Source organism: Cupriavidus sp. C1SS-2L, from assembly GCF_057073735.1.
Genome location: NZ_CP172708.1, coordinates 3744665 through 3770073, shown reverse-complemented (window position 1 = coordinate 3770073; position 25409 = coordinate 3744665). Strand labels below are relative to the sequence as shown.

Here is a 25409-nt window from a genome sequence, read left to right as displayed (position 1 = left end):
CGCCGCTTATTCCTCGGCTTCGACCGTCGCCTTGCCCGCGGCGCGAGTCTTCTTGGCCGCTACCGTCTTGGCGGGCGCCTTCTTCGCGGCGGTCTTAGTCGCCGTGGTCTTGGTGGCGGTCTTCGTTGCCGCAGCCTTCTTGGCCGGCGCCTTTGCCGCCGCCGCTTCGGCTTCCCCGGTTTCGGCAGCCGCGCGCGATGCGGTCTTGCCTGAGGCCTTGGCACCGGCCTTCGGCTCGCGGGCCTCGAATTCGAAGCCGATCTTGCCGTCCGCCTGTCTGACCAGGAAAGCCTTGAAATTGCGGCCCGTACGCGACGACTTGAAGCCAGTCAGCAGATCCGTACGGCCATCGTTCAGCAACTTGCCGACCTGCTCGCGGCTGATTTCCTGCTGCAGGATGATCTTGCCGGTCGTGAAGTCGCAGCTCTTCGGGCTGGCCACACTGTTTTCGCACACGTACTTCATGCCGTGCTCGAACACCGCGCCGCCGCATTTCGGGCAGGTGCCAACCGGCTCCTGGCCGCTGAAGTCGACCGGCTCGCCGTCGCCTTCGTCATCGTTCTGGCCGAAGTCGAATTCCATCTTGAAATGGCCTTCGTCGTCCTTGGCGATCTTGAGGATGGCGGCAAACGGCCGGCCCATCTTGCTGCGGAAGCCCTGCAGCGGGCCGATTTCGCGCTTCAGGAGCAGTTCCTCGACCTCTTCGATCTCGAACTGGCGGCCGCCAGGGATCTTGCTGATCGAGAACTCGCATGCCATGCAGGCAAAGCGGCGATAGTTTTCCTTCACCTGGCCGCCGCACTGCGGGCACGGCGTATCCAGCGTGGCGTAGTCACCCGGGATCGTATCGCTGTCGTATTCCTTGGCGCGCTTGACGATCTGCTGCGTCATCTGCGCGATTTCGAGCATGAACTCGTCGCGCTTCAGGCGCCCGCGTTCGATCTGCGACAGCTTGTGCTCCCACTCGCCGGTCAGCTCGGCCTGGGTCAGTTCCTGCACGCCGAGGCCGCGCAGCAGCGTCATCAACTGGAACGCCTTGGCGGTCGGAATCAGTTCGCGGCCTTCGCGCACGAGGTATTTTTCCGTCAGCAGGCCTTCGATGATGGCCGCGCGCGTCGCCGGCGTACCAAGGCCCTTGCCGGCCATGGCTTCGCGCAGCGCGTCGTCATCCACCAGCTTGCCCGCGCCTTCCATCGCTGACAGCAGCGTCGCTTCGTTGTAACGCGCGGGCGGCTTGGTCGTCAGGCCCACGCTTTCGACTTTGTCGGTCTTGACCTTCTCGTCCTTGGCCACCGGCACCAGATTGGCGGCGTCCTTGTCGCCCTGCGCCTCGCGGCCGTAGATCACGAGCCAGCCCGGGTTGACCAGCACCTTGCCTTCGGTCTTGAAGTGGTGGCCAGCAACCTCCGTGATGCGGGTCGTGACCTGGAATTCGGCTGCCGGGAAAAACACCGCCAGGAAGCGGCGCACAACCAGGTCATACAGCTTCTGTTCCGGCTCCGACAGGTTCTTGGGCGCCTGCAGCGTCGGGATGATAGCGAAGTGATCGCTGATCTTGCTGTTGTCGAAAATCTTCTTGTTCGGCTTGACCCAGCCCTGCGACAGGATTTTCTTCGCGTGCGGCAGGTAATTGGGCGAGCTGTCGGCCAGCATGGTCATGGTCTGCTTGACCGTTTCCATGTAGTCCTCGGGCAGCGCGCGCGCGTCGGTACGCGGGTAGGTCAGGACCTTGTGCTTTTCATACAGCGCCTGCGCCAGGCCGAGCGTGTTCTTGGCCGAGAAGCCGAAGCGCGAGTTGGCTTCGCGCTGCAGCGTGGTCAGGTCGAACAGCGCCGGCGACTGCTGCGTCGACGGCTTCGATTCCTCGGTGACGGTGCCGGTCTTGTCGCGGCATGCGGCCACGATGCTCTTGGCCTCGGCCTCGCTCCACAGGCGCGATTCGCGGGCCTCGGGATCGAACTCGCTCTTCTTGAACTTCGGGTCGAACCAGCGGCCTTCGTACAGGCCGGCGGCGGCGATGAACTCGGCGTGCACCTCCCAGTAATCGCGCGGCACGAAGTGCTTGATCTTCTCTTCGCGCTCGACCACGATCGACAGCGTCGGCGTCTGCACGCGGCCCACGGTGGTCAGGAAGAAGCCACCGCCCTTGCTGTTGAAGGCGGTCATGGCGCGCGTGCCGTTGATACCCACCAGCCAGTCGGCTTCGGAGCGGCACCGCGCGGCATCGGCAAGCGGCAGCATGTCTTCGTCGGCACGCAGGCTCGCAAAGCCGTCGCGAATCGCCTGCGGCGTCATCGACTGCAGCCACAGCCGGCGCACCGGCTGCTTCGCCTTGGCCTGCTGCGCGATCAGGCGGAAGATCAGTTCCCCTTCGCGCCCCGCGTCACACGCGTTGATCAGGCCGGTCACGTCCTTGCGCTTGATGAGCTTGTTGAGCACCTTGAGCCGCGACTCGGTCTTGGCGATCGGCCGCAGGTCGAAATGCGGCGGGATCACCGGCAGGTTGGCGAAGCTCCATTTGCCGCGCTTGACCTCGTATTCGTCGGGCGCGGCGATCTCCACCAGGTGGCCCACGGCGGACGACAGCACGTAGTCGTCACTTTCAAAGTACTCGTCGTGCTTGGTAAAGCCCCCGAGGGCACGGGCGATATCGGCCGCGACCGATGGCTTTTCCGCGATGATGAGGGCTTTTGACATTGAACGGGTCCTTGCGGGCTGCTTCCGGCAACACGCGAATTGCACAACAAACTTAGTAGACAAACGCCCCCGGGGGCTTTGAGGCGCCAATCATAAGCGCGGTTTCGACGGCGGTGCAAGCTGGCACCGGCAGCGCCGAATGCGGCGAATTCGCCGCTATGCCGCGCGCCTCCCCTCGGAAAGCAACCACTTCAGCACTTCCGGGACATCCTCCTGTGCGCCAGGCAAAGCTGTGCCACGCGCGAGCATCCGCTCGAGCACCTCGATGTGCGGCAGCAGCGTCCCGTAGAACTGCACCGGTCCCCCTGCTATGGGCTGAACCAGCAGCGTCGGGAAATTCTCGATATCGATGTCGCCAAGCCGGTCCGCATGCGTCTCGATGTCGATCCATACATAGCAGTCCTCCGGATGGCGCGCGGCGAGCGCGGAAAATGCCTTGAGGTAATCGCGGCATGTCCCGCACCACTGCGCGCACAAGCAGGCCACCAGCCGGCTCTGCGGACGGGCGGACAGCGCTGCGCTGATGGCGGCAACGTCACGTTCGGGAAAGTAAACGGTCATGACGGTTCAAACATGAGCCTCTTCAGGCACCAGGGACCGCCGATTGTATCGGCAACGGGCCTGAGGCCACTGGCGAAGTCTAGGACAGACTGCGGAAGAGGTTTCCCGGTAGACGCTCGGCGCGCCCCTCCAGTTCCAGTTCGAGCAGTCGCGTGGCCAGCGTTTCCGGCGCCAGTCCGCTGCGCTCGCACAGTGTGTCGAGCGTGACCGGGTCGTGCGTGAGGACGGCAAGGAGCGGATCGTCCGGAGTGCTACGCATGGGCGGCACGGCAACCGCGACCTTTCCCGGCTGGCACGACAAGCCGAACTCCTCCATGACGTCGTCCGGCGTTTCGACCAGCTTGGCGCCCTGGCGGATCAGCACATGGCAGCCGCGCGAGAGCGGCGCATGGATCGAACCAGGGATGGCAAACACCTCACGACCCAATTCCGCCGCGAGCCGGGCAGTGATCAGCGAGCCCGACCTGGCCGCAGCCTCCACCACGAGCACGCCGCGCGCCAGTGCCGCAATCAGGCGGTTGCGCCGCGGGAAATTGTCCTTGAATCCCTGCATGCCGAGCGGAAACTCGCTGACGATCGCCCCTTGCTCGGCGATGCGATGCGCAAGTTTCAGGTTGCGGGCCGGATAGACGCGATCGGCACCCGTGCCGATCACCGCGACCGTGCCGCCTGCGCCCGCCAGCCCGCCTTCATGGGCCGCGGCATCGACACCAAGCGCGAGCCCCGACACCACGGTCTGGCCCGCCGCCGAGAAAGACCGGCCGAACGCTTCCGCGTCGGCCTTGCCTTGCGCCGTAGCACTGCGTGCGCCAACAACGGCGAGCGCGGGCCGCGACAGTGCAGCAGGGTCGCCCTTGATATATAGCAGCGGCGGCGGATCCGTCAGATCAAGCAGGCGCACCGGATAGCGCGGATCCACAAAGGTCAGCAGATGGTTGCCGGGCTGCTCAAGCCACGCCATGGTCTTGGCCAGCGCATGGCTCACGGTGGCGCCGGGCGCGGCCAGTACCGCGCTGGCGAGCTTGCGTGGCACGACCGACGACAGCGCTTCCACGCTTTGCGCGAACACCTGCTGAGGCAGGCCAAACGCCGCCAGCAGCAATCGCACCGTTACGGGGCCGATACCGGGCGCAGACACCAGTCGCAACCACGCCAGCGTGTCATCCGGATTCCGCGCCACGTCCGGCCATTCGGCGGCCGGCGCCTGGCTGGCGGTCAACGCGGGGAAATGACGCGATCGCCGACCTCGATCACGTTCGAGGCGTCGGTGACAAGCGCGTACGACACGCCCGGGAATACGCGGAACACGAATGCCAATCCGTAACGCTCGTCAGGCAGCACGATGTCGCGATTGCCCTCGGTCCGGTCCTTGACGACCTCGCCAGTACGCGACAGGGCGAGCACGTGTCCCGGTTCGAGACCCGCATTGGAACCGACATTGAGCACCACTACCTGCTTGGCGCCACCGTACTGCACGCCACCGTAAACCTTGGCGATACGGCCGTCGACCTGCGTCTCCGGCGCGCGCGGCATGTAGCGCACGGACTCGCGCATCGGCTGGGGCAGCAGCAACGTGCCCACACCCATCTCCTGCTGGGCCTGCGTCACGCGCAGCGTGGAAACCCCGCTCGGGCCTTCGGGGCCACGGGTCAGGCGTACATTGCCTTCGTACTCGGCCTCATAGCCAAGGATCCGGCCGGTGACCGGATCGTACACAGGCGTGACAGGCCGGAACGCCTGCCAGTCGCCGCCGACCGCTGCCGCGTCGGGCGCGATGCCCCGCGCGTAGGCAGTATCGTCGCGACCGAGGTAGACATGCGATTCGGGCACGGCGACGATTCGCGCCGACGTGGCCAGCGTTCCCTCGTCCACCACCAGCGGGCGGATCAGGAACGGCTCGATGTCCTTCGCCGGAATGCTGAGGATGGCGGCGTTTTCGGCGTCGCCGCGCACGTGCGGCGTGAGCTTGACAGTGCCGTTGGCGCCCGGCGTGGTCGAGAGCCACGCGCGGCCATCTCGCTGGATCAGGTACAGGACCTGGCCCGGATAGATAAGGTGCGGATTGCGGATCTGCTGCCGGTTCATGCCCCACAGCTCAGGCCAGCGCCAAGGCTGTCGCAGGTATTGCCCGGAGATGCCCCACAGCGTATCGCCCTTGCGCACCGTATACTGGGATGGCGCGTTGGGTGCCAGCGCTGAAGTCGGAATACCTTGCTGCGCCACGCGCTGGGCTTCGGCGTGCTGTGCGGGCGTGACCGTGAGGTCAGCCGCCAGAGCCGGAACACATGCTGCGGCAGTGACGCCTACAGCACCCAATATGGCATGGGTGAACGCGTACAGCCTGCGGCCCGACGCCGCCTGTTCTTTGGTAAGATCGCGCATTTTCGTGAACCGGCTGGTAGAACAACCGGATTGACCCTGGAGAGCGTGCCTGCTGCGGCGCGCCTTGAATTTTTGTACTAGCGCCCCGATTCTGCATGTAAACCCCCGCCGCCGCAACGCGGCCGGACAGCCCAGAGCAGCCGGCGTTGCGCCCGAGCATCATGGCAAAACTCGACATCCTGACCTACCCCGATCCCCGTCTGCACACTGTGGCGAAACCCGTCAAGGAAGTGGACGACCGCATCCGCCAACTGGTGAAGGACATGGCCGAAACCATGTACGAAGCGCCCGGCATCGGCCTGGCCGCGACGCAGGTCAACGTGCATGAGCAGGTAGTGGTGATCGACGTGTCCGAAACGCGCGACGCGCTCCAGGTCTTCATCAATCCGGAGATCGTCTGGGCCAGCGACAACCGCAAGGTCTGGGAAGAGGGCTGCCTGTCGGTGCCTGAGGTCTATGACCGCGTCGAACGCCCGGACCGCGTGCGCGTGCGCGCGCTCAACGAAAAGGGCGAGACCTTCGAGCTCGACGCAGACGACTTGCTGGCCGTCTGCATCCAGCACGAGATGGACCACCTGCTCGGCAAGGTGTTTGTCGAATACCTGTCGCCGCTCAAGCAAAACCGCATCAAGTCCAAGCTGCACAAGCGCGAACGCGCACGCATGTAACAAGCACGCGCACGGCTGGACAGCTGCGCCGTGTCTGCTATCGTTATGGCTTCCGAAGTCAAAAACGTACCGGCCGCTATGCGGCCGGTTCTGCTTTTGGCCCTGCATTCCTGGTCCTGCATTCAGGGAGCCCGCCATGTCCGAAGCCCAGTCCCTGCGTGTCGCCTTTGCCGGCACGCCCGAATTCGCGCGTGTCGCGCTTGAAGCCATCCATGCCGCCGGTTATCCGGTTGTCGCGGTGCTCAGCCAGCCGGATCGGCCGGCGGGCCGCGGCATGCAACTGCAGGCAAGCCCCGTCAAGCAGTACGCAGTCGCCAATGCCCTGGAGCCGGTGCTGCAGCCGCGTTCGCTGCGCCGTACGGGAAAGTATCCCGAGGATGCCGCTACAGCCATCGACGCGCTCGCGCAGACCGCGCCCGACGTGATGGTCGTGGCTGCCTACGGCCTGATCCTGCCGGCTGAAGTGCTGACGCTGCCGCGGCTCGGCTGCCTGAACATCCACGCTTCGCTGCTGCCGCGCTGGCGCGGCGCCGCCCCGATCCACCGCGCGATCGAGGCTGGCGACGCCGAGACCGGCATCACGCTGATGCAGATGGACGAAGGCCTGGACACCGGCGCCATGCTGTCGCGCGAAGCCGTACCTATTGCAGCGGATGACAGCACCGGCTCGCTTCATGACAAGCTCGCCGCACTCGGCGGCCGCATGATCGTCGAGGCGCTGCGCAAGCTCGCCGCGGGCGAAACACTGCCTGCCACGCCGCAGCCCGAAGCCGGCATCACCTACGCCGAGAAGATCGGCAAGGACGAAGCGCCACTGGATCTGCGCCGCCCGGCCGCTGAACTTGCCAGCCAGGTCCGCGCGTTCAACCCGTTCCCGGGCGCCACGCTGCAGCTCGACAACACGGTGATCAAGTGCTGGCAAGCCGTGCCGCTGTCCGCCGGCACCAGCCTGCCGCACCCGGCGGGCACGGTGCTGGCCTCGGACGCCAGCGGCGTGATCATCGCCTGTGGCAACGGCAGTGCGCTGCAGGTCACCGAGTTGCAGAAACCCGGCGGCCGCCGCCAGCCGGCGCAACAATTCCTGCAAGGCACGCCGCTGCTGCCGGGAACGCGCTTTGTGGTGCCTGCATAAAACGCGGGCGGCGGGCACGATCGTGCACTCCCTGCCGCGCCTGACGCAGCGCCGGACTCGCCGAGCGGTGTGAAACCGTTGAATTTTCAGCGATTCACCCCTATCTAATGTTCAGCGCGCCCCGCTGCGACGGCGGCGCGGGATACGACTACTCGGAGATCACGTCAATGTTCAACTGGGTCAAGACCTTCATGTTGATGGCCGCCATCACGGCGCTGTTCATCGTCATTGGCGGCATGATCGGCGGACGCAACGGCATGATGTTCGCGCTGCTGATGGCGCTGGGCATGAACTTCTTCTCCTACTGGTTCTCCGACAAGATGGTCCTGCGCATGTACAACGCGCAGGAAGTCGACGCCGGCAGCGCGCCGCAGTTTTACGGCATGGTGCAGGAACTGGCGCAGCGCGCGGGCCTGCCGATGCCGCGCGTCTATCTGATCAACGAGGATGCACCGAACGCGTTCGCAACGGGCCGCAATCCCGAACACGCGGCCGTGGCGGCGACGACTGGCATCCTGCGCGTGCTGTCGGAGCGCGAACTGCGCGGCGTGATGGCGCACGAACTCGCGCACGTGCGCCACCGCGACATCCTGACCTCGACCATCGCCGCGACCATGGCCGGTGCGATCTCGGCGCTCGCAAACATGGCGATGTTCTTCGGCGGGCGCGACGAAAACGGCAACCGCACCAATCCGATTGCCAGCATTGCCGTGGCAATCCTGGCGCCACTGGCCGCTTCGTTGATCCAGATGGCGATTTCGCGTGCGCGTGAGTTCGAAGCCGACCGCGGCGGCGCCGAGATCAGCGGCGATCCGCAGGCACTGGCCAGCGCGCTCGACAAGATCCACCGCTATGCGCAGGGCATCCCGTTCCAGGCCGCAGAAGAGCACCCGGCCACGGCGCAGATGATGATCATGAATCCGCTGTCGGGCGGCGGCATCGCCAATCTGTTCTCGACCCACCCGGCGACCGAGGAACGCATCGCCCGTCTGATGCAGATGGCCCAGACCGGTACTTATCCGGCCTGAAGTCCGTGAGAGCCTGGCATGCCCCGGCATGCAAATCCGGGGCTGATCCGCGCACAAGGTAAACTGCCCGCTGTCTTGCCCGTCAAGCCAGCGGGCTTTTTCTTGCCTGCGTGGCGCCGCCTGCGCCTGCATGGCCAGGCGGCCGTTGCCGCGCCTGCTTTGTTCTATTGTCTGAAGTCTGAAGCCTTACCGATATGCGCCTGCCCCACGAATCGCTTGCCTTCCAGATGCTCGGTGCCGCCATGGCCGTGCGTGCCGTCAATGAAGGCACGGCCCTGCCGCAGGCCATTGAAGATACCGCCGCGCACCTGCGCCTGGACCGCGTGCGCGATGCCGCCACGCGCGGCGCCGTGCAGGACCTGGCCTACCGCACCATGCGCCAGTTCGGCACGGCGCGAGCGCTGGTCACGGAACTGGTCACGCGCCCGCCCGGCGCCCAGGTCGATTCGCTGCTCGCCGTGGCGTTGTCGCTGCTGCTCGAAGGCGAGGAGGGCGATGCGGCCAAGGCCGGCCGCGGCGGTTATAACGCATTCACGGTGGTGGACCAGGCCGTCAGCGCCGCGGCATCCGAACCCAAGACTGCGCATGCGCGCGGCCTCGTGAACGCCGTGCTGCGGCGTTTCCTGCGTGAACGCAAGGCGCTGCTCGCCGAAGTCAGCCGCGACGACCAGGCGCGCTGGAACCTGCCCGAATGGTGGCTGCGCATGCTGCGCGAAGCCTATCCCGACCAGTGGACAGCGCTCGCCGAAAGCGCGAACGTGCGTCCGCCTATGACACTGCGCGTCAATACGGCACGCATCCCGTTGCAGCAATACCTGACGGATCTTGCCAATGCCGGACTGGCCGGCCAGGCCATCGGCACGCAGGCCGTGCGACTGGTTCGCGCAGTGCCGGTCTCCCAAGTCCCGGGATTTGATCGCGGCGATGTCTCGGTACAGGACGCCGGCGCGCAGCTCGCGGCGCCGCTGCTCGAGGTAGCCGACGGCATGCGCGTGCTCGACGCGTGCGCCGCGCCCGGCGGCAAGACGGGGCATCTGCTGGAGTTGGCCGATATCGACGTGACTGCCGTGGAGAGCGACGCGCAACGTGCGTCGCGCATCGACGAAAACCTGTCGCGCCTCGGCAAGCGCGCGAGCATCGTCGTGGGCGACGCGAGCCGCCCCGGCGACTGGTGGGATGGCCAGCAGTTCGACCGCATCCTGGCCGACGTGCCGTGCTCCGCATCGGGCATCGTGCGGCGCCACCCCGATATTCGCTGGCTGCGCCGTGAAGCCGATATTGCCCGGCTTGTCAATGAACAGCGGCGCATCGTTTCGCAACTCTGGCCGCTGCTCAAGCCTGGCGGCATTCTGGTCTATGTCACCTGTTCTATTTTCCCAACGGAAGGGGAGGAGCAGGCGCGCTGGTTTGGTGCACAGTTGGCAGATGCGATACGATTGCAGGCGCCGGGGCAGCTGCTGCCCGGCACGCATGCAACACAGCCTGCCGGCGACAACCATGCTGGCCAGGTCAGCCTGCCATCTGATCATGATGGCTTCTTCTACGCCCGCTTCCAGAAACGCGCCTGATTACGCGCCTGATCCGATCCGATGGTGAGCACGCTGCGCCTGTCAGCCTTCCGCGCCCCTGCCGACCAAGCGCACACGGTTGCCGGGGCGTGGTGCAGTGATACTGCCACCCTGTTGCGGCGCGCATGCGCGGCCCTGGTGCTGGTGCTGGCCTGCCTGGTGCTGTGGCCTGGCGCCGTCGGCGCGCAAGTCATCGAGGCCACCGAGGCGCGCATCGAATACCAGGACAACGGCTTCGAACTGACTGCGAGTTTTGACTTCGACTTGCCCCCGCCACTGGAAGACGCGCTGAACAAAGGCATCTCGCTGTACTTCACGGTCGAGTTCCAGTTGAGCCGTCCGCGCTGGTACTGGTTCGACGAAAAGCCCGTCAATACCAGCCGTACCATTCGGCTCTCATACCAGCCGCTGACGCGCCAGTACCGCGTTTCCACCGGCGGCCTCCAGCTTCCGTTCCCGCGGCTGAAGAGCGCGTTGCAGTTTATCCAGCGCGTGCATGGCTGGCGCGTATTCGATCGCAACGCGGTCAAACCCGGCGAGTCTTACCATGCGGAAGTGCGCATGAAGCTCGACCTGTCCCAGTTGCCCAAACCGTTCCAGATCAATGCGGTCAATACGCGTGAATGGAACCTTGCTTCGGACTGGCGCCGCTTCATCTATACCGTGCCGACCGATCTGAACGCGCCGCCACCTGCGCCACCTCCGCCACCTCCGCCGCCTTCACCACCTGTGACCGCGCCCGCGCTACCAGCTTCACCGGCCATGCCGGCATCGCCACCGATGCCCGCTTCGGCGCCGTCCGCATCGGCCGATCCGCGCATCGGCCCCTTCGTGCAGGCGGTGTCGACAGCGCTGTCGCCTGCCACGCTCGTGCAGTCGGTGCCGGGCCAGCCATGAACACCAGCGGTCTCTGGGACAGCCGGTTCCGTCGCGTGCTCTACCGGGTGGTAGCCGGGATCATTGTTTTCCTTGCTCTCGTGCTGGTCGGCCTGCTGGCCGGCGCATCGGCCAACACGGAATTCTTCGACCGCTACTTCACGCTGCTGTTCAAGGTCAACCTGGTGATCGGCGCACTGCTGGTGATCACCGTCGGTGCGCTCGCGGTCACGCTATGGCTGCGCTATCGCCGCGGCAAGTTCGGCACGCGGCTGATGACCAAGCTCGCCGTGTTCTTCGGCGTAGTCGGCGTGCTGCCCGGCGTGCTGATCTACCTGGTGTCGCTGCAATTCGTTTCACGCAGCATCGAATCGTGGTTCGACGTGCGTGTGGAAACCGCGCTCGAAGCAGGCCTGAACCTGGGCCGCTCCACGATCGACAGCGCGCTGGCCGACCTGCAGGGCAAGGCGCGCCTGATGGCCGAGCAGTTGAGCGGCCCGTCGGGCATGGCCACCTCGCTGCAACTGAACCGTCTGCGCGAACAATACGGCGTGCAGGAAGCCGCGATCTTCACGGGCAGCGGACGCGTGCTGGCCACGGCATCGAGCAACTATGCCTCACTGGTACCGGACCTGCCTTCTGGCGTGCTCGCCGAGCAGGCACGGCTGGCGGGCGGCTACGCTGCCGTCGAAGGCGGTACGGACCCATCCGTGGATGGCAACCACCCCGATCCGCGCGTCGACAGCAGCCACCTGTACCGCCTGCGCGTGATCATTCCGCTCGGCGCGGCGCCAGCGGGCGACACGACCGCAGCCGCAGCCAGCGCCCCACGTGTCGCCGCCGCGCCAAAGGCCCGCTGGGCGGGTTCCGGCCTGTCGGTGGAACGCCGGCCCGAAGACTCGCCATCGAGCGGCTTCGGCCTCGTGGGCGACACCGTGCGCGAGGAACGTTACCTGCAGGTGGTGCATCCCGTGCCGGCCGTTCTCGCGCGCAATGCGGACGAAGTGCAGCGTGCCTACCAGGAATACCAGGAAAAGGCGCTGGGCCGCACCGGCCTGCGCAAGATGTATATCGGCACGCTGACGCTCACGTTGTTCCTCGCCGTATTCATCGCGGTGATGCTCGCGCTGCTGCTCGGCGGCCAGCTTGCGCGCCCGCTGCTGATGCTGTTGCAGGGAACCAAGGAAGTGGCCGAGGGCGACCTCTCGCCCAAGCGCGAACTGAAGAGCCGCGACGAACTCGGCATGCTCACGCAGCAGTTCAACCAGATGACGCGCCAGCTTGCCGAAGCGCGCCTGGCCGTGGAAGAGAACCGCGTGGCGCTGGAACAGTCCAAGGCGTACCTGGAAAGCGTGCTGCAGAACCTGACTGCAGGCGTGCTGGTGTTCGACCGGCGCTTTGTACTGATTACCGCCAACCCCGGCGCCGAACGCATCTTCCGCCAGCCGTTCGCGGCCGTGCTCGGACTGCCGGTCGAGCAGATTCCAGGCATGGGGCCGTTCGGCGAGATCGTGCGCCAGGCGTTTTCCGACCAGAACACGCGCGAGGTGCTGGGCGGCGCCGAGCACTGGCAAAAGCAGATCGAGCTTCCGCAGGGCCATGAAGAGCAGCCGTTGACGTTGCTCGTGCGTGGCGCGCACCTGCCCGGCGGCGAGCGTGACGAGCCTGGCTACGTGGTCGTGTTCGACGACATCTCCGACGTGATTTCGGCGCAGCGGTCGGTAGCCTGGGGCGAGGTCGCACGGCGCCTCGCACACGAGATCAAGAACCCGCTCACGCCGATCCAGCTCTCGGCCGAGCGCCTGCAGATGAAGCTTTCGCCGAAACTCGAGGATAAAGACGCCGAGGTGCTAAAGCGCGGTGCGGCCACGATCGTTAACCAGGTGGCGGCGATGAAACGCATGGTGGACGATTTCCGTGACTATGCGCGCACGCCGCCCGCCATGCTGCAGTCGCTGCAGATCAATGCGCTGGTGACTGAAGTGCTGCACCTGTATGGCATCGATGACCCGGCGGTACATGAACATCCGGTGATCCATGCGACGCTGAACGCGGACCTTCCCGAGATCAAGGGAGATCCGACACAGCTGCGCCAGGTGATCCACAACCTGTTGCAGAACTCGCAGGATGCCGCGGCCGAGAACGTCGCGGCTGGTAGGGCGGCGCCCCATATCGCTCTACACACCGAGACGGTAGAATATAAAGATTCTGCCGGCGAAAACCGCCAGGCAGTCAAGCTAACCATTGCGGACAATGGTCCGGGCTTTGCACCTCGCATCCTGAGCCGTGCGTTCGAGCCTTATGTGACCACCAAGGCCAAGGGTACGGGGCTCGGGCTGGCGATGGTAAAGAAGATCATTGACGAACACGGCGCGCGCATTGAACTGCGCAATCGAATGGAAGGTGCCGAGATCGTCGGTGCACAGATCTCGATCCTGTTCGTTAAACTGGCATAGTCAACTTGGCGGTCCGTCACGGAACGCTTTGGTGGGGTTAAGAGGGGAAGTATGGCAACGATCCTCGTAGTCGATGACGAAATGGGAATCCGGGAACTGCTCTCGGAAATCCTGAGCGACGAAGGCCATGTGGTCGAAGTCGCCGAGAACGCGCAGCAGGCACGCGAATACCGTGCGGGCACGACCCCTGATCTCGTGCTGCTCGATATCTGGATGCCCGACACCGATGGCGTGACATTGCTCAAGGAGTGGTCCGCGCAAGGCCAGCTGACAATGCCGGTGATCATGATGTCTGGCCATGCCACCATCGACACCGCGGTCGAGGCCACCAAGATCGGCGCGCTGAATTTCCTGGAAAAGCCGATCGCGCTGCAGAAACTGCTGTCGGCGGTGGAGCAGGGCCTGGCCCGTGGTATCGAACGCCCGCGCGCAGCGCCCGCGGCAATGCCCGCACCGGCGGCGCCGGCTATCGAAACCGCATTGGCACCGGCCTCTGCCGAGGCCAGCCTCGACGCCGCGGCCAACGGCAGCAATGCCGCGCGCCCGCCCGAAGCCGAAATGCACTTCTCGTTCGACATGCCGCTGCGCGAGGCGCGGGACCTGTTCGAGCGTGCCTACTTCGAGTACCACCTGGTGCGCGAACACGGCAGCATGACGCGCGTGGCCGAGAAGACCGGACTGGAACGTACGCACCTCTACCGCAAGCTCAAGCAGCTTGGCGTGGAGCTGGGCCGCAACAAGCAGGAACCTGCGGAGCAGTGATGCAACGAACGCTTGACGGGCGCCGAATCCATTGATATAGTTTCGCTTCTTTGGCCCGGTAGCTCAGTCGGTAGAGCAGAGGATTGAAAATCCTTGTGTCGGCGGTTCGATTCCGTCCCAGGCCACCAGAACATCAAAAGCCCGACTCTTCGAGTCGGGCTTTTTGTTTTTGCATCCTCCCATAGGTTCAGCACGCGGCCATCCGTTCGCCCGGCACAAACCAGATCTAAAAACTTTTGACTTGGCGGTCGATAGACATATCTCTACGATTGACTGACACACGACGGGAATCGGAATCGCGTGCACAGAATGCGCGGCCGGGTCAGACTGTTTTTACTGGGGGTCACTATGGATACGCTGTCCGAAGCAGGAATCGGCTGGCCGCAGGAATCGGACACCGCCGAGCGCGGCATCTGGAAGAGCACGATGGCCGCGGCCAGCCAGGCACTCGGTGCGGCAAGGAATGTGCAACAGACGATGGCGCAGACCTTGAAGCTGCAGCAGAAGATCCGCGCCCTGCGCGATGAACTCCACCACGCCGAAGCCGAACGCGATGTCTACCGCGAACTGCACCAACGCACCGTCGACGAGCTGCACCAGGCCGTGGACCGCAGTCCGGCCGAGATGAAGCGCCTGCGCGCGGAAACAGAGACCCTGCAAATCCGCCACCGCGCGTACAAGCTGCTGGTGCAGCATTACATGCGCATCGGCACGCCGATCGATCCCGCCAAATTTGCCGAGCAGCGCAGCCGCGTGCAGCAGCACATCTTGTTCCAGCGGCGCCGAGGCATTCCGGTCGCGCGGATCGGCGTCGAGGACATCGCGTTCCTGCTGCGCTGAGCGCAGCTGCCCCTCCCCAGATTACGCCTGCACCTGCGGCACAGCCGCAGCGTGCGCGTTGTCGTCGCTGACCACGCGGTTGCGGCCTTGCGTCTTGGCGTCGTAGAGACGCCGGTCGGCGATGGCGGCCAGGCCATCGAGCGTCATCGGCACACCGTCGGCAGCCTCGCCCCGCGCTTCGGCGACGCCCACGGAAATGGTGAAGCGGATGATGCGGTCGGCCCGTTCGACGCAGGCCTCGAGGTCGGCTTCGACCACGCATGCCGCGATGGCGCGTCGCAGCCGCTCCGCGCTCTGCGCGGCCTCGGCCAGGCTCGTATTTGGCATCAGCACGGCGAACTCCTCGCCGCCAAGCCGCGCCGGCTGATCGACGTTGCGCAGGTTTGCACGCATCGTGCGGGCGAGTTCGACGAGTACCTTGTCGCCGCTCGCATGACCCCAGTGGTCATTTACCTTCTTGAAGAAGTCGATATCGATCATGACCAGTGCCAGCGGCTGGCCGTCGCGCTTCTGGCGCTCGAATTCGGACTGCGCCAGTTCGCGCATGCGGCGCCGGTTGGCCAGCCCCGTAAGCGGGTCTTGCCGCGCGATCTCCTGCAGCTTTTCACCGAGCGCGATGTAATGGTCGAACAGCTGCGTCACGACCTTGAGCGTGATCCATAGCAGCAAGGGCAGCAGCACCCAGATCATCAGCAGCGGCCGGCTCATGCTCGCGAACATGCTCGCGTAGAGTTTGCGCGCCGGCACCAGGTCCATCAGCAGCCAGGGACTCTGCGGCGCGCGATGGAACAGCAGATAGTCGCCGTCGTGCTTCACCATGCCGCTACCGCGTGCGAACAGGTCCGCTGGCGCGAAATCCTTCCAGTTCCCGGGTACGGCGTCGGGCCATTTCTGTACCTTTCGGACCGGGTCATCGCTGATCGCCAGCACATCGCCATGGGCGTTCATCATGTACTGGACCGCGCCGGGATCGCTGGCAGCACGCAGCAGCTCGTCAAGGCGCTTCTGCTCGACGTCGATCGCCACGACGCCGCGGAACTGCTGGCCGGCATAGATCGGCACACTGAGCGTGGTCATGCGCCGCTTGCTCTGGAAATCGTCGTACATGGGTACCCAGTAGAGCTCGCGGCCGGGATTCACCTCGGGCGTCTGGCCACGGTAGTACGGCATGCTGTCGAAGCGTTGCATCATGCTTGGGGCCACGGCCGGGTTGATCGCCGGGTAGGCCACGAAGAAGCCGTTGCTTGAGATGAATATCGCGTTGCCCTGAACGTGGTCCGCGCGGATGCTGAGGCCCAGCAGCTCGCTGATCATCCGTCCCACGTACAGATCGGCCATGAGATCCGGGTCGCGGCGGTCGAAGCTGCGCAGGCCTGTCAGTCCCGCCGGGCCGACGCCGATCAGGGCCGGGCCATCCAGTGGCAGCTTCATCTGCCAGACTGTGGCATTGCGCTGCGCGTAGGCCTGGCGAATCGCCGCATCGGGCGCCACTGCATCCGCGCTCGCCTGGATCTCGAACAGACGCTCCGCGTAGGTGCTCAGGTACTCGAGCCGTCGCCGTTCGCCTTCCAGCACCGCTTCGACGCCAAGGGCGCGCAGTTCGAGATTGTGCTGGCGAGCCCGCAGGTCGCGCTCGCGCACCAGGTACACGTCGCGCAATCCAACCACCAACGCAAGCAGCAACACCACGGCGAAACAGCCGACCACCACGCGATGGGGCAGCATGACCGCAAGACGGGGCAGCCAGCGCGGCTGCGGCAGCGAACGACGCCACATGGGGCGCTCTCCTGTCTGATGGCGGGCCTTGCCCGGCAGGTCAGTGGGACGTGGCAAACAGCTCAGTGTAGGACAGCATGAACGCGCGGCGCACACCGGGCCGGTGTGCAGTACCATGCCTGATCGCCCCCCTGCGCGGCAATATCCACCGGAAACTTTCATGTTCGACATCCAGAACTATTACAGCTTCCTGCTTGCGATCCTGGTGTTCCAGCTCATTCCCGGTCCGGGTACGATCGCGATCCTCAACGCCACCGCGCGCAACGGCGTCGCCGCGGGCATGGGTGCGGTGCTGGGCACCTTGCTGGGCGACCTGGCGTTCATGGTTGCTGCCGTGGCGGGGCTGGCGGCGGTGATGAAGGCAAACCCGCTGCTGTTCCAGGGGCTCCAGTGGTTCGGCGCGGCCTACCTGTGCTGGATGGGCGTGCAACTGCTGCGCGCGCGCATCAGCGATGTGCCCGCGGCACCGGAACCGCGCAAGACCGCGAAGGTGTACCTGCGCCAGGGATTCGCTGTCAGCCTCACCAATCCCAAGGTGATCCTGTTCTTCGTCGCGTTCTTCCCGCTGTTCCTGCGGCCCGATTCGCCCCCGCTGACGCTGGCCGCGATGATGGCCCACGTCACGCTGATCAGCCTGCTGTATCAGGCCGGGCTGGTTCTCGTCGGCAACGCCATCGCCGGCAAGCTCAAGGCGCTCCCGTTCGCGCGCAAGGTGGCCACGCGGCTGGCTGGCATCGCGCTGGTGGGCTTCGGTCTGAAGCTCGCCGCGAGCAACCGCTGAGGCCAGCGCAATCGCGCCCTGCGGTGCTCTCCTGCGCCTGATTCGATACCTGCCGTCTGTTCATAACATCGCGCGGGCGCATTGACGCCCGTCGCCCGCAGCGGAACACTTCGCGTGCCGGTTCGCCATGCGTGCGCGCCGGTTTGCCCCCGATCGAGGCGTCGTCTCAGGCGACGTTGCGCATCCCGCTGCCACGCCACTGTCGTCCTCTCTTTCGGCTTGTCGTCCTGCCCGTCAGGACATGCCCGCACCCTGGCCAGACATGCCCCCGATGACCTTGTGCCGCGCGACGCGACCGTCCCGCCTGACCCGATCCATGACCATCCGCACGACCGGAGCGCAGCAGTGAGTACGCTTTCGCGCCGGCTGGTGGCCGAGGGACTGGGTACGGCATTGCTGGTCGCCGTGGTGGTGGGGTCGGGCATCCGCGCCGAGCGGCTGGCCGATGGCAATGTCGGGCTTGCCTTGCTATGCAATGCGCTGGCTACCGGCGCCGGGCTGGTGGCGCTGCTGGTGGCGCTGGGTCCGGTGTCGGGCGGACATTTCAATCCGGTGGTGAGCTTGTCGGCACTGGTGCAGGGCGCACTCTCGCCGCGCGTCGCGCTCGGCTATGCGGCCGTGCAGATCGGTGGCGGCATTGCCGGCGTGCTGGCCGCGCATGCGATGTTCGGCGAACCGGCGCTGGCGTGGTCCGCGCACAGCCGCACCGGGCTGCCGATGTGGTGGAGCGAGTTCGTGGCGACGTTCGGGCTGGTCGGGGTAGGCATCGGCACACTGCGCAGCCGGCCGGGTCTGGTGCCGTTCGTGGTGGCCGGCTATATCACCGCCGGCTACTGGTTCACGTCATCGACCTCGTTCGCCAACCCGGCGCTGACGATTGCGTGCGCGCTGACCGACACGTTCACGGGTATCCGACCGGTCGATGTGCCGGGCTTCGTGCTCGCGCAGATTGCGGGCGGGCTCAGTGCCACGCTGTTGTTCCATTGGCTGTGCCGCAAGCCGGCAGAGATCCCCGAAAGGGCGGAACGCGGGGAAAAGCGCGCAACCGCTGCGCGCTGGCGCGCGGGCAAGCCGGCCGCTACCAGCGCCGATTGAGCTGGACGCCGAAGATCGAGCCGCTGTTCTGCGTGGCCCAGGCCTCGGCCGGCGCCGTGAACGCGATGCCCTCCACGTCGTTGGCGCGGCTGTAGGTATAGAACGCGCGCAGGTTCGCGTTGCCCGCCGACTTGCCCAGCGTCAGCGTCGGCGCGATCGTCAGCGCGGTGCGCTGGCCGCTCGCGCCGAAGCCTGACGAGATCTGGTCACGCGCAACTTCGAAAACCATCTTGAACTGGTCGCTCGCCACATAGGCTGGACGGATCCGCGTGGCGGCCCATTGCAGCGTGCCAATGGGCGAACGATCGAACTGCATGCTCGATTCGACCGAGCCGCCCAGGCCGGACCGGCCCTTCCATTCGAGCGATTCCGCGACGCGCACGCGCGACAGCGCCGGGCCCATGCCCGTGTAGCCTGCCATGGCGCTGCGGGCGCCGGAGCCGAACTGCAGCCCGACACGGTTGGTCCCGGCGAGCACACCTTTCTGTTCATGAAGCGCCGACGCCCACCACGCGCTGCCGGAATCGGCGACCAGCGACTGGGCCTCGACCCGCGTAAAGCCAAGCTGCACCGAGCCCTGCTCGTTGGTCGTGATCGGCGCCGTGCGCACCGAGTGGTAGCTCGGCTGGTTCTGTCCGTTCTGCTCGTTTCGGGCCGTGTATTGGTAGCTCAGGCCGACATCGCCGATCATGCGTGCATTGTCCACGCCGAAGCGCATGGCCGTGGAATTCGGGGGCAGCAGGCCTGACGACATCAGGAACGGGCTGCTGTCGCGGCGGCCGGCCCACATGGTGGCGCCGTCGAGCACCGACAGGCCGCTCACCGCCGTATAGAACTGCGGCACCAGCGCGTAGGGATCGACGGCGGCGGGGCGGCCGTTGACCGAGGTCGCATCGGTGCCGCGGGCCTGGGCGATCAGCATGACCTGCGCGCCGCCGTCGAGGTTGAGCACCGACTCGCGGATCCTCACCTCGCCCGAACTGCGGCACGCCAGACCGTGGCCGATGCCGGTGGACAGCGCGCCGCCGGCACACGCGCGCATGGTGGCGTCGCGGTCCTCGGCGGCGGCACGGCCGCTGTAGCTGAGTCGCCAGACCGAATCTACCGCCGCATCGTCGGCCGGCAACTGCGAGCGCAGCACCGGCGGCGCGTCTGATGGCGTCTCTTCGGCGCTGGCCGCATCGGCAATCGGTTCGGCCGGGGGTTCAGCCACGAAATGCCCGAGCCGCGACGGGAACAGCACCAGGGGTGGGGTAGGCGGGGCAGGCGGAGCCGCGGAATCAGGCGGGCCGACGAACGTGTCGTCGACCGGCGCGGCGGCTTGGGCCACCTGCGCACCGGCCACCTGCGCACCGGCCGATGCCTCGGCGGGTGCCGGTGCAGGCGCCGTTTGCGGTGCCGCGGCAGCAGGAGGCGTCTCACCGGCGATCAGGGCGCCGAGCGGATCGTCCTGGGGCGTCGCCATGGCCAGCACGGCAGGCGCGGGGCGCGCATCCTGTATGCGAGGCGGGGTGATGGAGAGGGACTGGGCGCCCTGCTGCGTCTGCGCGCAAGCCACCATCCCCCAGGCGGCCAGAACGGCGGCACTCAGGCGGCGGCGGGGAAAGCAACGACAGGAGGCAACAGGGAGTCGGGACAGCATGCAACGAACGACCAGGCGGCCAGACCGCCGGTACGGGGGTCTTTTTTTAACAGCCGCACGATTTGACTGCAAGACGGGTTACAAAATCCATCACTGCGTGTGCCTTCTCACAATACGAAAAGCCGAATGTCCGCCACATGCCGGACGATGCGTCAGCGCGCCGAAATCACGCGAAAGAACTAGCGAAAACCCGGACTTCTGCAGGGCTCCGTGCAGAAAAAGGCACCGCTATAATCGGTGGGCTTGTCTTTCGGGTAAGACAGCCGCGGCCTTGTTACGAACGGGTGCCTCAACAGCGGTTGCATCGCGTCGGTTGCACATCGTCCCGGCATCACCAGGGTTCCCGTCCGTAACAGGCACTGCGTTGCGCGCGGCACCAACCCCGCCGCGGGCGCGTCAAGGCTCGGCGCAAGGCGCGATGACACGATCGGCGTCCCAGGCCCATCCGCACCAAATATCTATAAAAGAGGAGAAGTCAATGCAACGTCGTTCCTTCCTGTTGAAAGCGTCGGCAGTGGCCGCTACCGGGGCCCTTGCCGCATGCGGAAAGGAAGAAAAGGCCGCCGCACCGGCTGCCAGCGCCCCAGCAGCCCCCGCCGTCGTCGGCAGCAACCCCGCCGTAGAATGGCGCCTGGCATCGAGCTTCCCCAAGTCGCTGGACACCATCTTCGGCGCGTCCGAACTCCTCGCGACCCGGGTCAAGGAACTGACCGACGGCAAGTTCAACATCAAGGTCTTCGCCGCCGGCGAAATCGTGCCCGGCCTGCAGGTCCTGGACTCGGTGCAGAACAACACCGTCCAGATTGGCCATACCGCCGGTTACTACTACTTCGGCAAGAACCCGACGCTGTGCTTTGACACCACCGTGCCGTTTGGCCTGACCGCGCGCCAGCAAAATGCGTGGATGCTGCAAGGCAACGGCATGAAGCTGATGCGTGAATTCTTCAAGGAATACAACGTCGTCAACTTCCTGGGCGGCAACACCAACGCACAGATGGGCGGCTGGTTCCGCAAGGAAATCAAGACCGTGGCGGACCTGCAAGGCCTGAAGTACCGTATCGCCGGATTTGCCGGCGTGGTGCTGTCGCGCCTTGGCGTGGTGCCGCAGCAGATCGCCGGCGGCGACATCTACCCGGCGCTGGAAAAGGGCACCATCGACGCGGCCGAGTGGGTGGGCCCGTACGACGACGAGAAGCTCGGCTTCTACAAGGTGGCACCGTACTACTATTACCCGGGCTGGTGGGAAGGCAGCGCGCAGCTGTCGTTCTACGCCTCGGCCAGCGAGTTCGAAAAGCTGCCGGCGCTGTACAAGCGCGCGCTGGAAACCGCCACCATCGAGGCCCACACCACGATGATGGCCAAGTACGACACGGTGAACCCGCAGGCGCTGGCCCGCCTGCTCGAAAACGGCGTGAAGCTACGCCCGTTCTCGAAGGAGATCATGGAGGCCTGCTTCAAGGCCACCCAGGAAGCCTACGCCGACGAAACCGCCAAGAACCCGTCGTTCAAGAAGATCTATGACGACTGGCGCGTGTTCCGCAACAACGAGGCTGCCTGGTTCAACGTGGCCGAGCAGGCGTTCTCGCAGTTCAGCTTCGCGCGCAAGCTGTAAAGCACGCCGGGAGGCAGACCGGCCTCCTGCCTGCACAAACCCCGTGTTCCGGTGACGGCACGGGGTTTTTGCTTGGTGCGCCTGGCATGCCGCCGCATTGCGGGCGCCGGCAACAAAACACCCTCGCCGGTAGAATCGCGCGCAGCATCTACCGGAATTTTCCATGCAACTCGGCATCCTTTACGCGCTCCTGGCCTACATCATCTGGGGGCTGCTCCCGCTTTACATCAAATCGCTGCCAGGCATCGCGCCGGCCGAAATCCTGCTGCACCGGATGGTGTGGTCGCTGGCGTTCCTGGCCATCATCCTGGCCAGCCGGCGCCAGTGGGCATGGCTCGGCAAGGTCGTGACGGACCGGCGCCTGCTGGTGTCGTTTGCCGCCAGCGCCGCGCTGTTGTGCGGCAACTGGTTTCTTTATATCTGGGCCGTGTCCGCCAACCGCGTGGTCGACGCGAGCCTCGGCTATTTCATCAACCCGCTGTTCAGTGTGCTGCTCGGCGTGATGTTCCTGCATGAACGCCTGCGGCCGGGACAGTGGCTGTCGATCGTGGTCGCCGCCGCTGGCGTCGCCTGGCTGACGGTTGCGTCGGGCCAGCTTCCGTGGATTGCGCTGGCACTGGCCGCCACCTTCGGCGGTTACGGTCTGCTGCGCAAGACGGGCGCGCTTGGCGCGCTGGAAGGGCTGTCGCTCGAGACACTGCTGCTGTTCCCGATCGCCGCCGCTGCGCTTGGCTACCTGTTTGCAACGGGTCAGGACGGCTTCCGGCACGCAGCACCAGGTACACAATGCCTGCTGTTGATGGCCGGCCCGGTCACCGCCGTGCCGCTGCTGTTCTTTGCCGCCGGCGCCCGCCGGATTCCGTTGTCGCTGCTTGGATTGCTCCAGTACACGGGCCCGACGCTGCAACTACTGCTTGGCGTGTGGCTGTGGCACGAACCGTTTCCGCCTCAGAAGCAGCTTGGCTACGCGCTGATCTGGGTATCGCTGGCCTTGTACGCAGCGGAAGGGCTGTGGATCACGGCGCGGCAGAGGTCGACTTCTATCAGCGCGAAAGATGAAGTGGCTTAATAATGAACCCGTGTGATTCATCGTATAGATGAAATTGGCTACGAAATCATTACTGCGTCGGCAGTTTTCATCGACGCCATTAATCACACACAAGACAATCAACCCCTCACAATAATTCGCATCAATGGATCGGCATTGCTCGATCCATGGCTATCATGCCCGTCGACCCATCCACGCCCCCGGAAGCAGCCGTCCAGCGCAAGATCATCCATTGCGACTGCGACTGCTTCTACGCGTCGGTCGAGATGCGGGATGACCCGTCGTTGCGGGGCCGCCCCATGGCGGTAGGCGGCTCCCCCGACCGCCGCGGCGTGATCGCAACCTGCAACTACGAGGCGCGCGCGTTCGGCGTGCGCTCGGCCATGTCGTCGGCGCAGGCGGTGCGGCGCTGCCCGGACCTGCTGATCCTGCGCCCGGCCATGGACAAATACCGCGAGGTGTCGCGGCGGATCTTTGCGATCTACCGTGAATACACGGCGCTGGTGGAACCGCTTTCGCTGGATGAAGCCTACCTCGACGTAAGCCAGTGTCCGCAGCACGATGGCAGCGCCACGCGCATCGCGGAGGAAATCCGGCGGCGTGTGCGCGAGGAGGTCGGTGTGACGGTGTCAGCGGGCGTCGGCCCGAACAAGTTCGTCGCCAAGATCGCCAGCGACTGGAACAAGCCCGACGGGTTGTTCGTGGTACGGCCTGCTTCCGTCGACGTATTCGTCGCGGAACTGCCGGTCGGACGGATCCATGGCGTGGGGGCCGTTACGGCTGGCAAGCTCAAGCGGCTGGGCGCCGAAACCTGCGGCGACCTGCGCGCATGGCCCGCTGACAGGTTGCACCGCGAGTTCGGCAGCTTCGGCGCGCGGCTCTACAACCTGTGCCGCGGCATTGACCACCGCACGGTTTCGCCCGAACGCGAACGCAAGTCGATCAGTGTCGAGGAAACGTATGCCGACGACCTGCCGGATCTGCAAGCGTGCCTGGCCGAACTGGAACCGCTGATCGCCATGCTGGAGGCCCGCATTGTGCGGGCCCAGGCGCATGACACGATCGACAAGCTCACCGTGAAGCTGCGCTTCTCGGACTTCCGCCAGACCACCGTCGAATGCCGCAGCCATGCACCGGACCGCGATACCTATGCGCGGCTGCTTGCCGAAGGCCATGCCCGGCGCGGCTTGCCTGTGCGGTTGCTCGGGGTAGGGGTCGCGACCAGCGATCGCGACAGGACACAGCTTGAGCTGTTTCCGTGATTGTCATTCACCCGACAAATTGTTTAATCAAAAAAACCACACCACTGATTTTTCGCACAAATAACTACTGCAGATCGTTCCGCATGATCAGCAGCCATGGCAGGTGCGAATTGGTTACGCCGTCGAGCTTGCCTGAATCACCGAGCTCGATCTCGTCCATCGACACCGACTGCTGGACATTGCCGCCAATGGCTTTCACAAGCCGCGCGGGAGGATCGACCGACACCACGATGTCGCAATGCATGGGCGTGGTGCCAAAGCTGATCTCGGCGATGTCGTCGATGTACTTGTCCCGGCCGCGTGGTGCGCAGATGATGTCGCCGGGCCGCGGCAGCGCAGGAACGGGTTCGATGTGAAATGCGGGCCGGGGCAGGATGCCGTCGCGGGAATCCACGACATACATCGAATGTGACTGGCCGGTCAGGAACTGGCGGTCGTCGAGCCCCGCCTTGCGCAAGACCCAGGAAATGAACACGGCCGACCACGCCCACGACGGCTGCGTGACCTGCCCGCAACTGGGCGCTTCCCCGACGATCCCCCAGTAGCGCTGAGCCATCTGACAACCCAGCGGCGTGGCTTCCATGCCGGTACCGTCCGGGAACGACACGCAGCCTGCGCCGTCGGTGTCCGCCTCTGCATCGCTGTCGGCGGATCCGTGCGCTGGAGCGCCTGTATCAGGAGTGGCCGAGGTGGCCACGACCTGAGGTGCCGGCAGCGGACTGAACGTCACGCAGGCCGAATCGTCGCGGCCAAGCCGCACAGTCTGCGAGCCCCAGCGCCGCCATTCCTGCGTGGCGATTTCTACGATGCGCTCGCGCGCCGTGGCGCCCGGTGTGGTCACGGGGCGCTCCATGTCGGGAAGGGGAGTGGCCTGCGGGCGCACCGGTTCGCTGACAGTGCTGCAGCCCGCCAGCACGGCAAGCGCCAGCGCAGCGCATAAGACCGGGCGCAGGACCTGTGGAGAAGCCTGTGGAATCGGCTGTGGAAAGCGCTGTGAATAACGCTGTGGAAAGGTGCCCTTGTGCGATCGTGGAAGCATATGGCCCCATGATGCGCCGTATTCGCTACGGCCTTGATCAACCGTGCCTGAACGGCTGTTTGCGGGTCTGGCCGGCCAGCCGCGGACGGGCCGGCTTGCGGTGCAGATTGCTCTGCAGAAGTATCTTACGAGTACTGTGGATAACGTTCCCCCGCCGGGCGCGCACCTGCGTCCTTGGACGACA

General features: G+C 65.5%; 20 protein-coding genes and 1 tRNA gene. 14 read left to right on the top strand and 7 right to left on the bottom strand.

Annotation, left to right across the window (positions count from 1 at the left end):
• Positions 1-6 precede the first annotated feature (6 nt).
• From ACIGJG_RS17505 to ACIGJG_RS17490, 4 genes are all read right to left on the bottom strand, one after another.
• A complete protein-coding gene (locus ACIGJG_RS17505; protein WP_011299539.1) occupies positions 7-2697 on the bottom strand; it encodes a DNA topoisomerase III in 2691 nt (896 codons plus the stop codon).
• A 156-nt stretch (positions 2698-2853) separates the two neighbouring features.
• A complete protein-coding gene (locus ACIGJG_RS17500) occupies positions 2854-3258 on the bottom strand; it encodes a thioredoxin family protein (RefSeq protein ID WP_011299538.1) in 405 nt (134 codons plus the stop codon).
• Between the two features lie 79 nt (positions 3259-3337).
• Entirely contained in the window at positions 3338-4477 is a 1140-nt protein-coding gene (gene dprA / locus ACIGJG_RS17495) for a DNA-processing protein DprA (protein ID WP_011299537.1), read from the bottom strand.
• On the bottom strand, positions 4474-5640 hold the full coding sequence (locus ACIGJG_RS17490) for a LysM peptidoglycan-binding domain-containing protein (RefSeq protein WP_011299536.1): 1167 nt from the start codon (positions 5638-5640) through the stop codon (positions 4474-4476). The genes dprA and ACIGJG_RS17490 overlap by 4 nt, the downstream gene beginning before the upstream one ends.
• Before the next feature lie 161 nt (positions 5641-5801).
• Between ACIGJG_RS17490 and def the strand changes: the two genes are divergently transcribed.
• The 9 genes from def to ACIGJG_RS17445 all read left to right on the top strand — a co-directional run bounded on the left by def (position 5802) and on the right by ACIGJG_RS17445 (position 14970).
• The gene (gene def / locus ACIGJG_RS17485; RefSeq protein WP_011299535.1) at positions 5802-6308 is read left to right on the top strand and encodes a peptide deformylase; all 507 of its coding nucleotides are present in this window, start codon (positions 5802-5804) and stop codon (positions 6306-6308) included.
• A 136-nt stretch (positions 6309-6444) separates the two neighbouring features.
• Positions 6445-7440 carry a methionyl-tRNA formyltransferase gene (fmt, locus tag ACIGJG_RS17480; protein WP_011299534.1) on the top strand — a complete coding sequence of 332 codons (996 nt, stop codon included), beginning with the start codon at positions 6445-6447 and terminating at the stop codon, positions 7438-7440.
• 167 nt (positions 7441-7607) lie between these two features.
• On the top strand, positions 7608-8468 hold the full coding sequence (htpX, locus tag ACIGJG_RS17475; protein WP_041680095.1) for a zinc metalloprotease HtpX: 861 nt from the start codon (positions 7608-7610) through the stop codon (positions 8466-8468).
• 194 nt (positions 8469-8662) lie between these two features.
• The gene (gene rsmB, locus ACIGJG_RS17470; RefSeq protein ID WP_011299532.1) at positions 8663-10036 is read left to right on the top strand and encodes a 16S rRNA (cytosine(967)-C(5))-methyltransferase RsmB; all 1374 of its coding nucleotides are present in this window, start codon (positions 8663-8665) and stop codon (positions 10034-10036) included.
• Between the two features lie 21 nt (positions 10037-10057).
• Positions 10058-10933, top strand: coding sequence for a DUF4390 domain-containing protein (locus ACIGJG_RS17465; RefSeq protein ID WP_011299531.1), 876 nt, complete (start codon positions 10058-10060; stop codon positions 10931-10933).
• A complete protein-coding gene (locus ACIGJG_RS17460; RefSeq protein ID WP_011299530.1) occupies positions 10930-13368 on the top strand; it encodes a sensor histidine kinase in 2439 nt (812 codons plus the stop codon). Before ACIGJG_RS17465 ends, ACIGJG_RS17460 begins: the two co-directional genes overlap by 4 nt.
• Positions 13369-13419: 51 nt before the next feature.
• Entirely contained in the window at positions 13420-14130 is a 711-nt protein-coding gene (locus ACIGJG_RS17455; protein WP_140950428.1) for a response regulator, read from the top strand.
• 52 nt (positions 14131-14182) lie between these two features.
• Positions 14183-14258, top strand: a tRNA-Phe gene (locus ACIGJG_RS17450).
• Between the two features lie 220 nt (positions 14259-14478).
• Positions 14479-14970: a hypothetical protein gene (locus ACIGJG_RS17445; protein ID WP_220631696.1), complete on the top strand. Its 492-nt coding sequence runs from the start codon at positions 14479-14481 to the stop codon at positions 14968-14970.
• Positions 14971-14991: 21 nt separating this feature from the next.
• On the opposite strand, the gene ACIGJG_RS17440 is transcribed toward ACIGJG_RS17445, so the two are convergent.
• Positions 14992-16746, bottom strand: coding sequence for a cellulose biosynthesis regulator YedQ (locus tag ACIGJG_RS17440; protein ID WP_483672581.1), 1755 nt, complete (start codon positions 16744-16746; stop codon positions 14992-14994).
• 160 nt (positions 16747-16906) lie between these two features.
• Between ACIGJG_RS17440 and ACIGJG_RS17435 the strand changes: the two genes are divergently transcribed.
• On the top strand, positions 16907-17527 hold the full coding sequence (locus tag ACIGJG_RS17435) for a LysE family translocator (RefSeq protein ID WP_483672580.1): 621 nt from the start codon (positions 16907-16909) through the stop codon (positions 17525-17527).
• Positions 17528-17872: 345 nt separating this feature from the next.
• Positions 17873-18622 (top strand): aquaporin, encoded by a 750-nt coding sequence (locus ACIGJG_RS17430; RefSeq protein WP_041679753.1) that lies wholly within the window; start codon positions 17873-17875, stop codon positions 18620-18622.
• On the opposite strand, the gene ACIGJG_RS17425 is transcribed toward ACIGJG_RS17430, so the two are convergent.
• Entirely contained in the window at positions 18606-20264 is a 1659-nt protein-coding gene (locus tag ACIGJG_RS17425) for a carbohydrate porin (protein ID WP_011299524.1), read from the bottom strand. The genes ACIGJG_RS17430 and ACIGJG_RS17425 overlap by 17 nt on opposite strands.
• Before the next feature lie 478 nt (positions 20265-20742).
• On the opposite strand from ACIGJG_RS17425, the gene ACIGJG_RS17420 reads away from it, so the two are divergent.
• The 3 genes from ACIGJG_RS17420 to dinB all read left to right on the top strand — a co-directional run bounded on the left by ACIGJG_RS17420 (position 20743) and on the right by dinB (position 24186).
• On the top strand, positions 20743-21876 hold the full coding sequence (locus ACIGJG_RS17420; RefSeq protein WP_041679752.1) for a TRAP transporter substrate-binding protein: 1134 nt from the start codon (positions 20743-20745) through the stop codon (positions 21874-21876).
• Positions 21877-22039: 163 nt separating this feature from the next.
• The gene (rarD, locus tag ACIGJG_RS17415; protein ID WP_011299522.1) at positions 22040-22945 is read left to right on the top strand and encodes an EamA family transporter RarD; all 906 of its coding nucleotides are present in this window, start codon (positions 22040-22042) and stop codon (positions 22943-22945) included.
• A 146-nt stretch (positions 22946-23091) separates the two neighbouring features.
• Positions 23092-24186 (top strand): DNA polymerase IV, encoded by a 1095-nt coding sequence (gene dinB / locus ACIGJG_RS17410; RefSeq protein WP_011299521.1) that lies wholly within the window; start codon positions 23092-23094, stop codon positions 24184-24186.
• A 64-nt stretch (positions 24187-24250) separates the two neighbouring features.
• On the opposite strand, the gene ACIGJG_RS17405 is transcribed toward dinB, so the two are convergent.
• Complete coding sequence (locus ACIGJG_RS17405) at positions 24251-25225, bottom strand: DUF2272 domain-containing protein (RefSeq protein ID WP_041679751.1); 975 nt, start codon at positions 25223-25225, stop codon at positions 24251-24253.
• Positions 25226-25409: the final 184 nt, after the last annotated feature.

Bases quoted from the DNA above. Each gene is read 5' to 3' on its own strand.
- ACIGJG_RS17505 (WP_011299539.1), bottom strand. From the start codon at position 2,697: ATGTCAAAAGCCCTCATCATCGCGGAAAAGCCATCGGTCGCGGCCGAT.
- ACIGJG_RS17500 (WP_011299538.1), bottom strand. From the start codon at position 3,258: ATGACCGTTTACTTTCCCGAACGTGACGTTGCCGCCATCAGCGCAGCG.
- ACIGJG_RS17490 (WP_011299536.1), bottom strand. From the start codon at position 5,640: ATGCGCGATCTTACCAAAGAACAGGCGGCGTCGGGCCGCAGGCTGTAC.
- def (WP_011299535.1), top strand. From the start codon at position 5,802: ATGGCAAAACTCGACATCCTGACCTACCCCGATCCCCGTCTGCACACT.
- fmt (WP_011299534.1), top strand. From the start codon at position 6,445: ATGTCCGAAGCCCAGTCCCTGCGTGTCGCCTTTGCCGGCACGCCCGAA.
- htpX (WP_041680095.1), top strand. From the start codon at position 7,608: ATGTTCAACTGGGTCAAGACCTTCATGTTGATGGCCGCCATCACGGCG.
- rsmB (WP_011299532.1), top strand. From the start codon at position 8,663: ATGCGCCTGCCCCACGAATCGCTTGCCTTCCAGATGCTCGGTGCCGCC.
- ACIGJG_RS17465 (WP_011299531.1), top strand. From the start codon at position 10,058: ATGGTGAGCACGCTGCGCCTGTCAGCCTTCCGCGCCCCTGCCGACCAA.
- ACIGJG_RS17460 (WP_011299530.1), top strand. From the start codon at position 10,930: ATGAACACCAGCGGTCTCTGGGACAGCCGGTTCCGTCGCGTGCTCTAC.
- ACIGJG_RS17455 (WP_140950428.1), top strand. From the start codon at position 13,420: ATGGCAACGATCCTCGTAGTCGATGACGAAATGGGAATCCGGGAACTG.
- ACIGJG_RS17445 (WP_220631696.1), top strand. From the start codon at position 14,479: ATGGATACGCTGTCCGAAGCAGGAATCGGCTGGCCGCAGGAATCGGAC.
- ACIGJG_RS17440 (WP_483672581.1), bottom strand. From the start codon at position 16,746: ATGTGGCGTCGTTCGCTGCCGCAGCCGCGCTGGCTGCCCCGTCTTGCG.
- ACIGJG_RS17435 (WP_483672580.1), top strand. From the start codon at position 16,907: ATGTTCGACATCCAGAACTATTACAGCTTCCTGCTTGCGATCCTGGTG.
- ACIGJG_RS17425 (WP_011299524.1), bottom strand. From the start codon at position 20,264: ATGCTGTCCCGACTCCCTGTTGCCTCCTGTCGTTGCTTTCCCCGCCGC.
- ACIGJG_RS17420 (WP_041679752.1), top strand. From the start codon at position 20,743: ATGCAACGTCGTTCCTTCCTGTTGAAAGCGTCGGCAGTGGCCGCTACC.
- rarD (WP_011299522.1), top strand. From the start codon at position 22,040: ATGCAACTCGGCATCCTTTACGCGCTCCTGGCCTACATCATCTGGGGG.
- dinB (WP_011299521.1), top strand. From the start codon at position 23,092: ATGGCTATCATGCCCGTCGACCCATCCACGCCCCCGGAAGCAGCCGTC.
- ACIGJG_RS17405 (WP_041679751.1), bottom strand. From the start codon at position 25,225: ATGCTTCCACGATCGCACAAGGGCACCTTTCCACAGCGTTATTCACAG.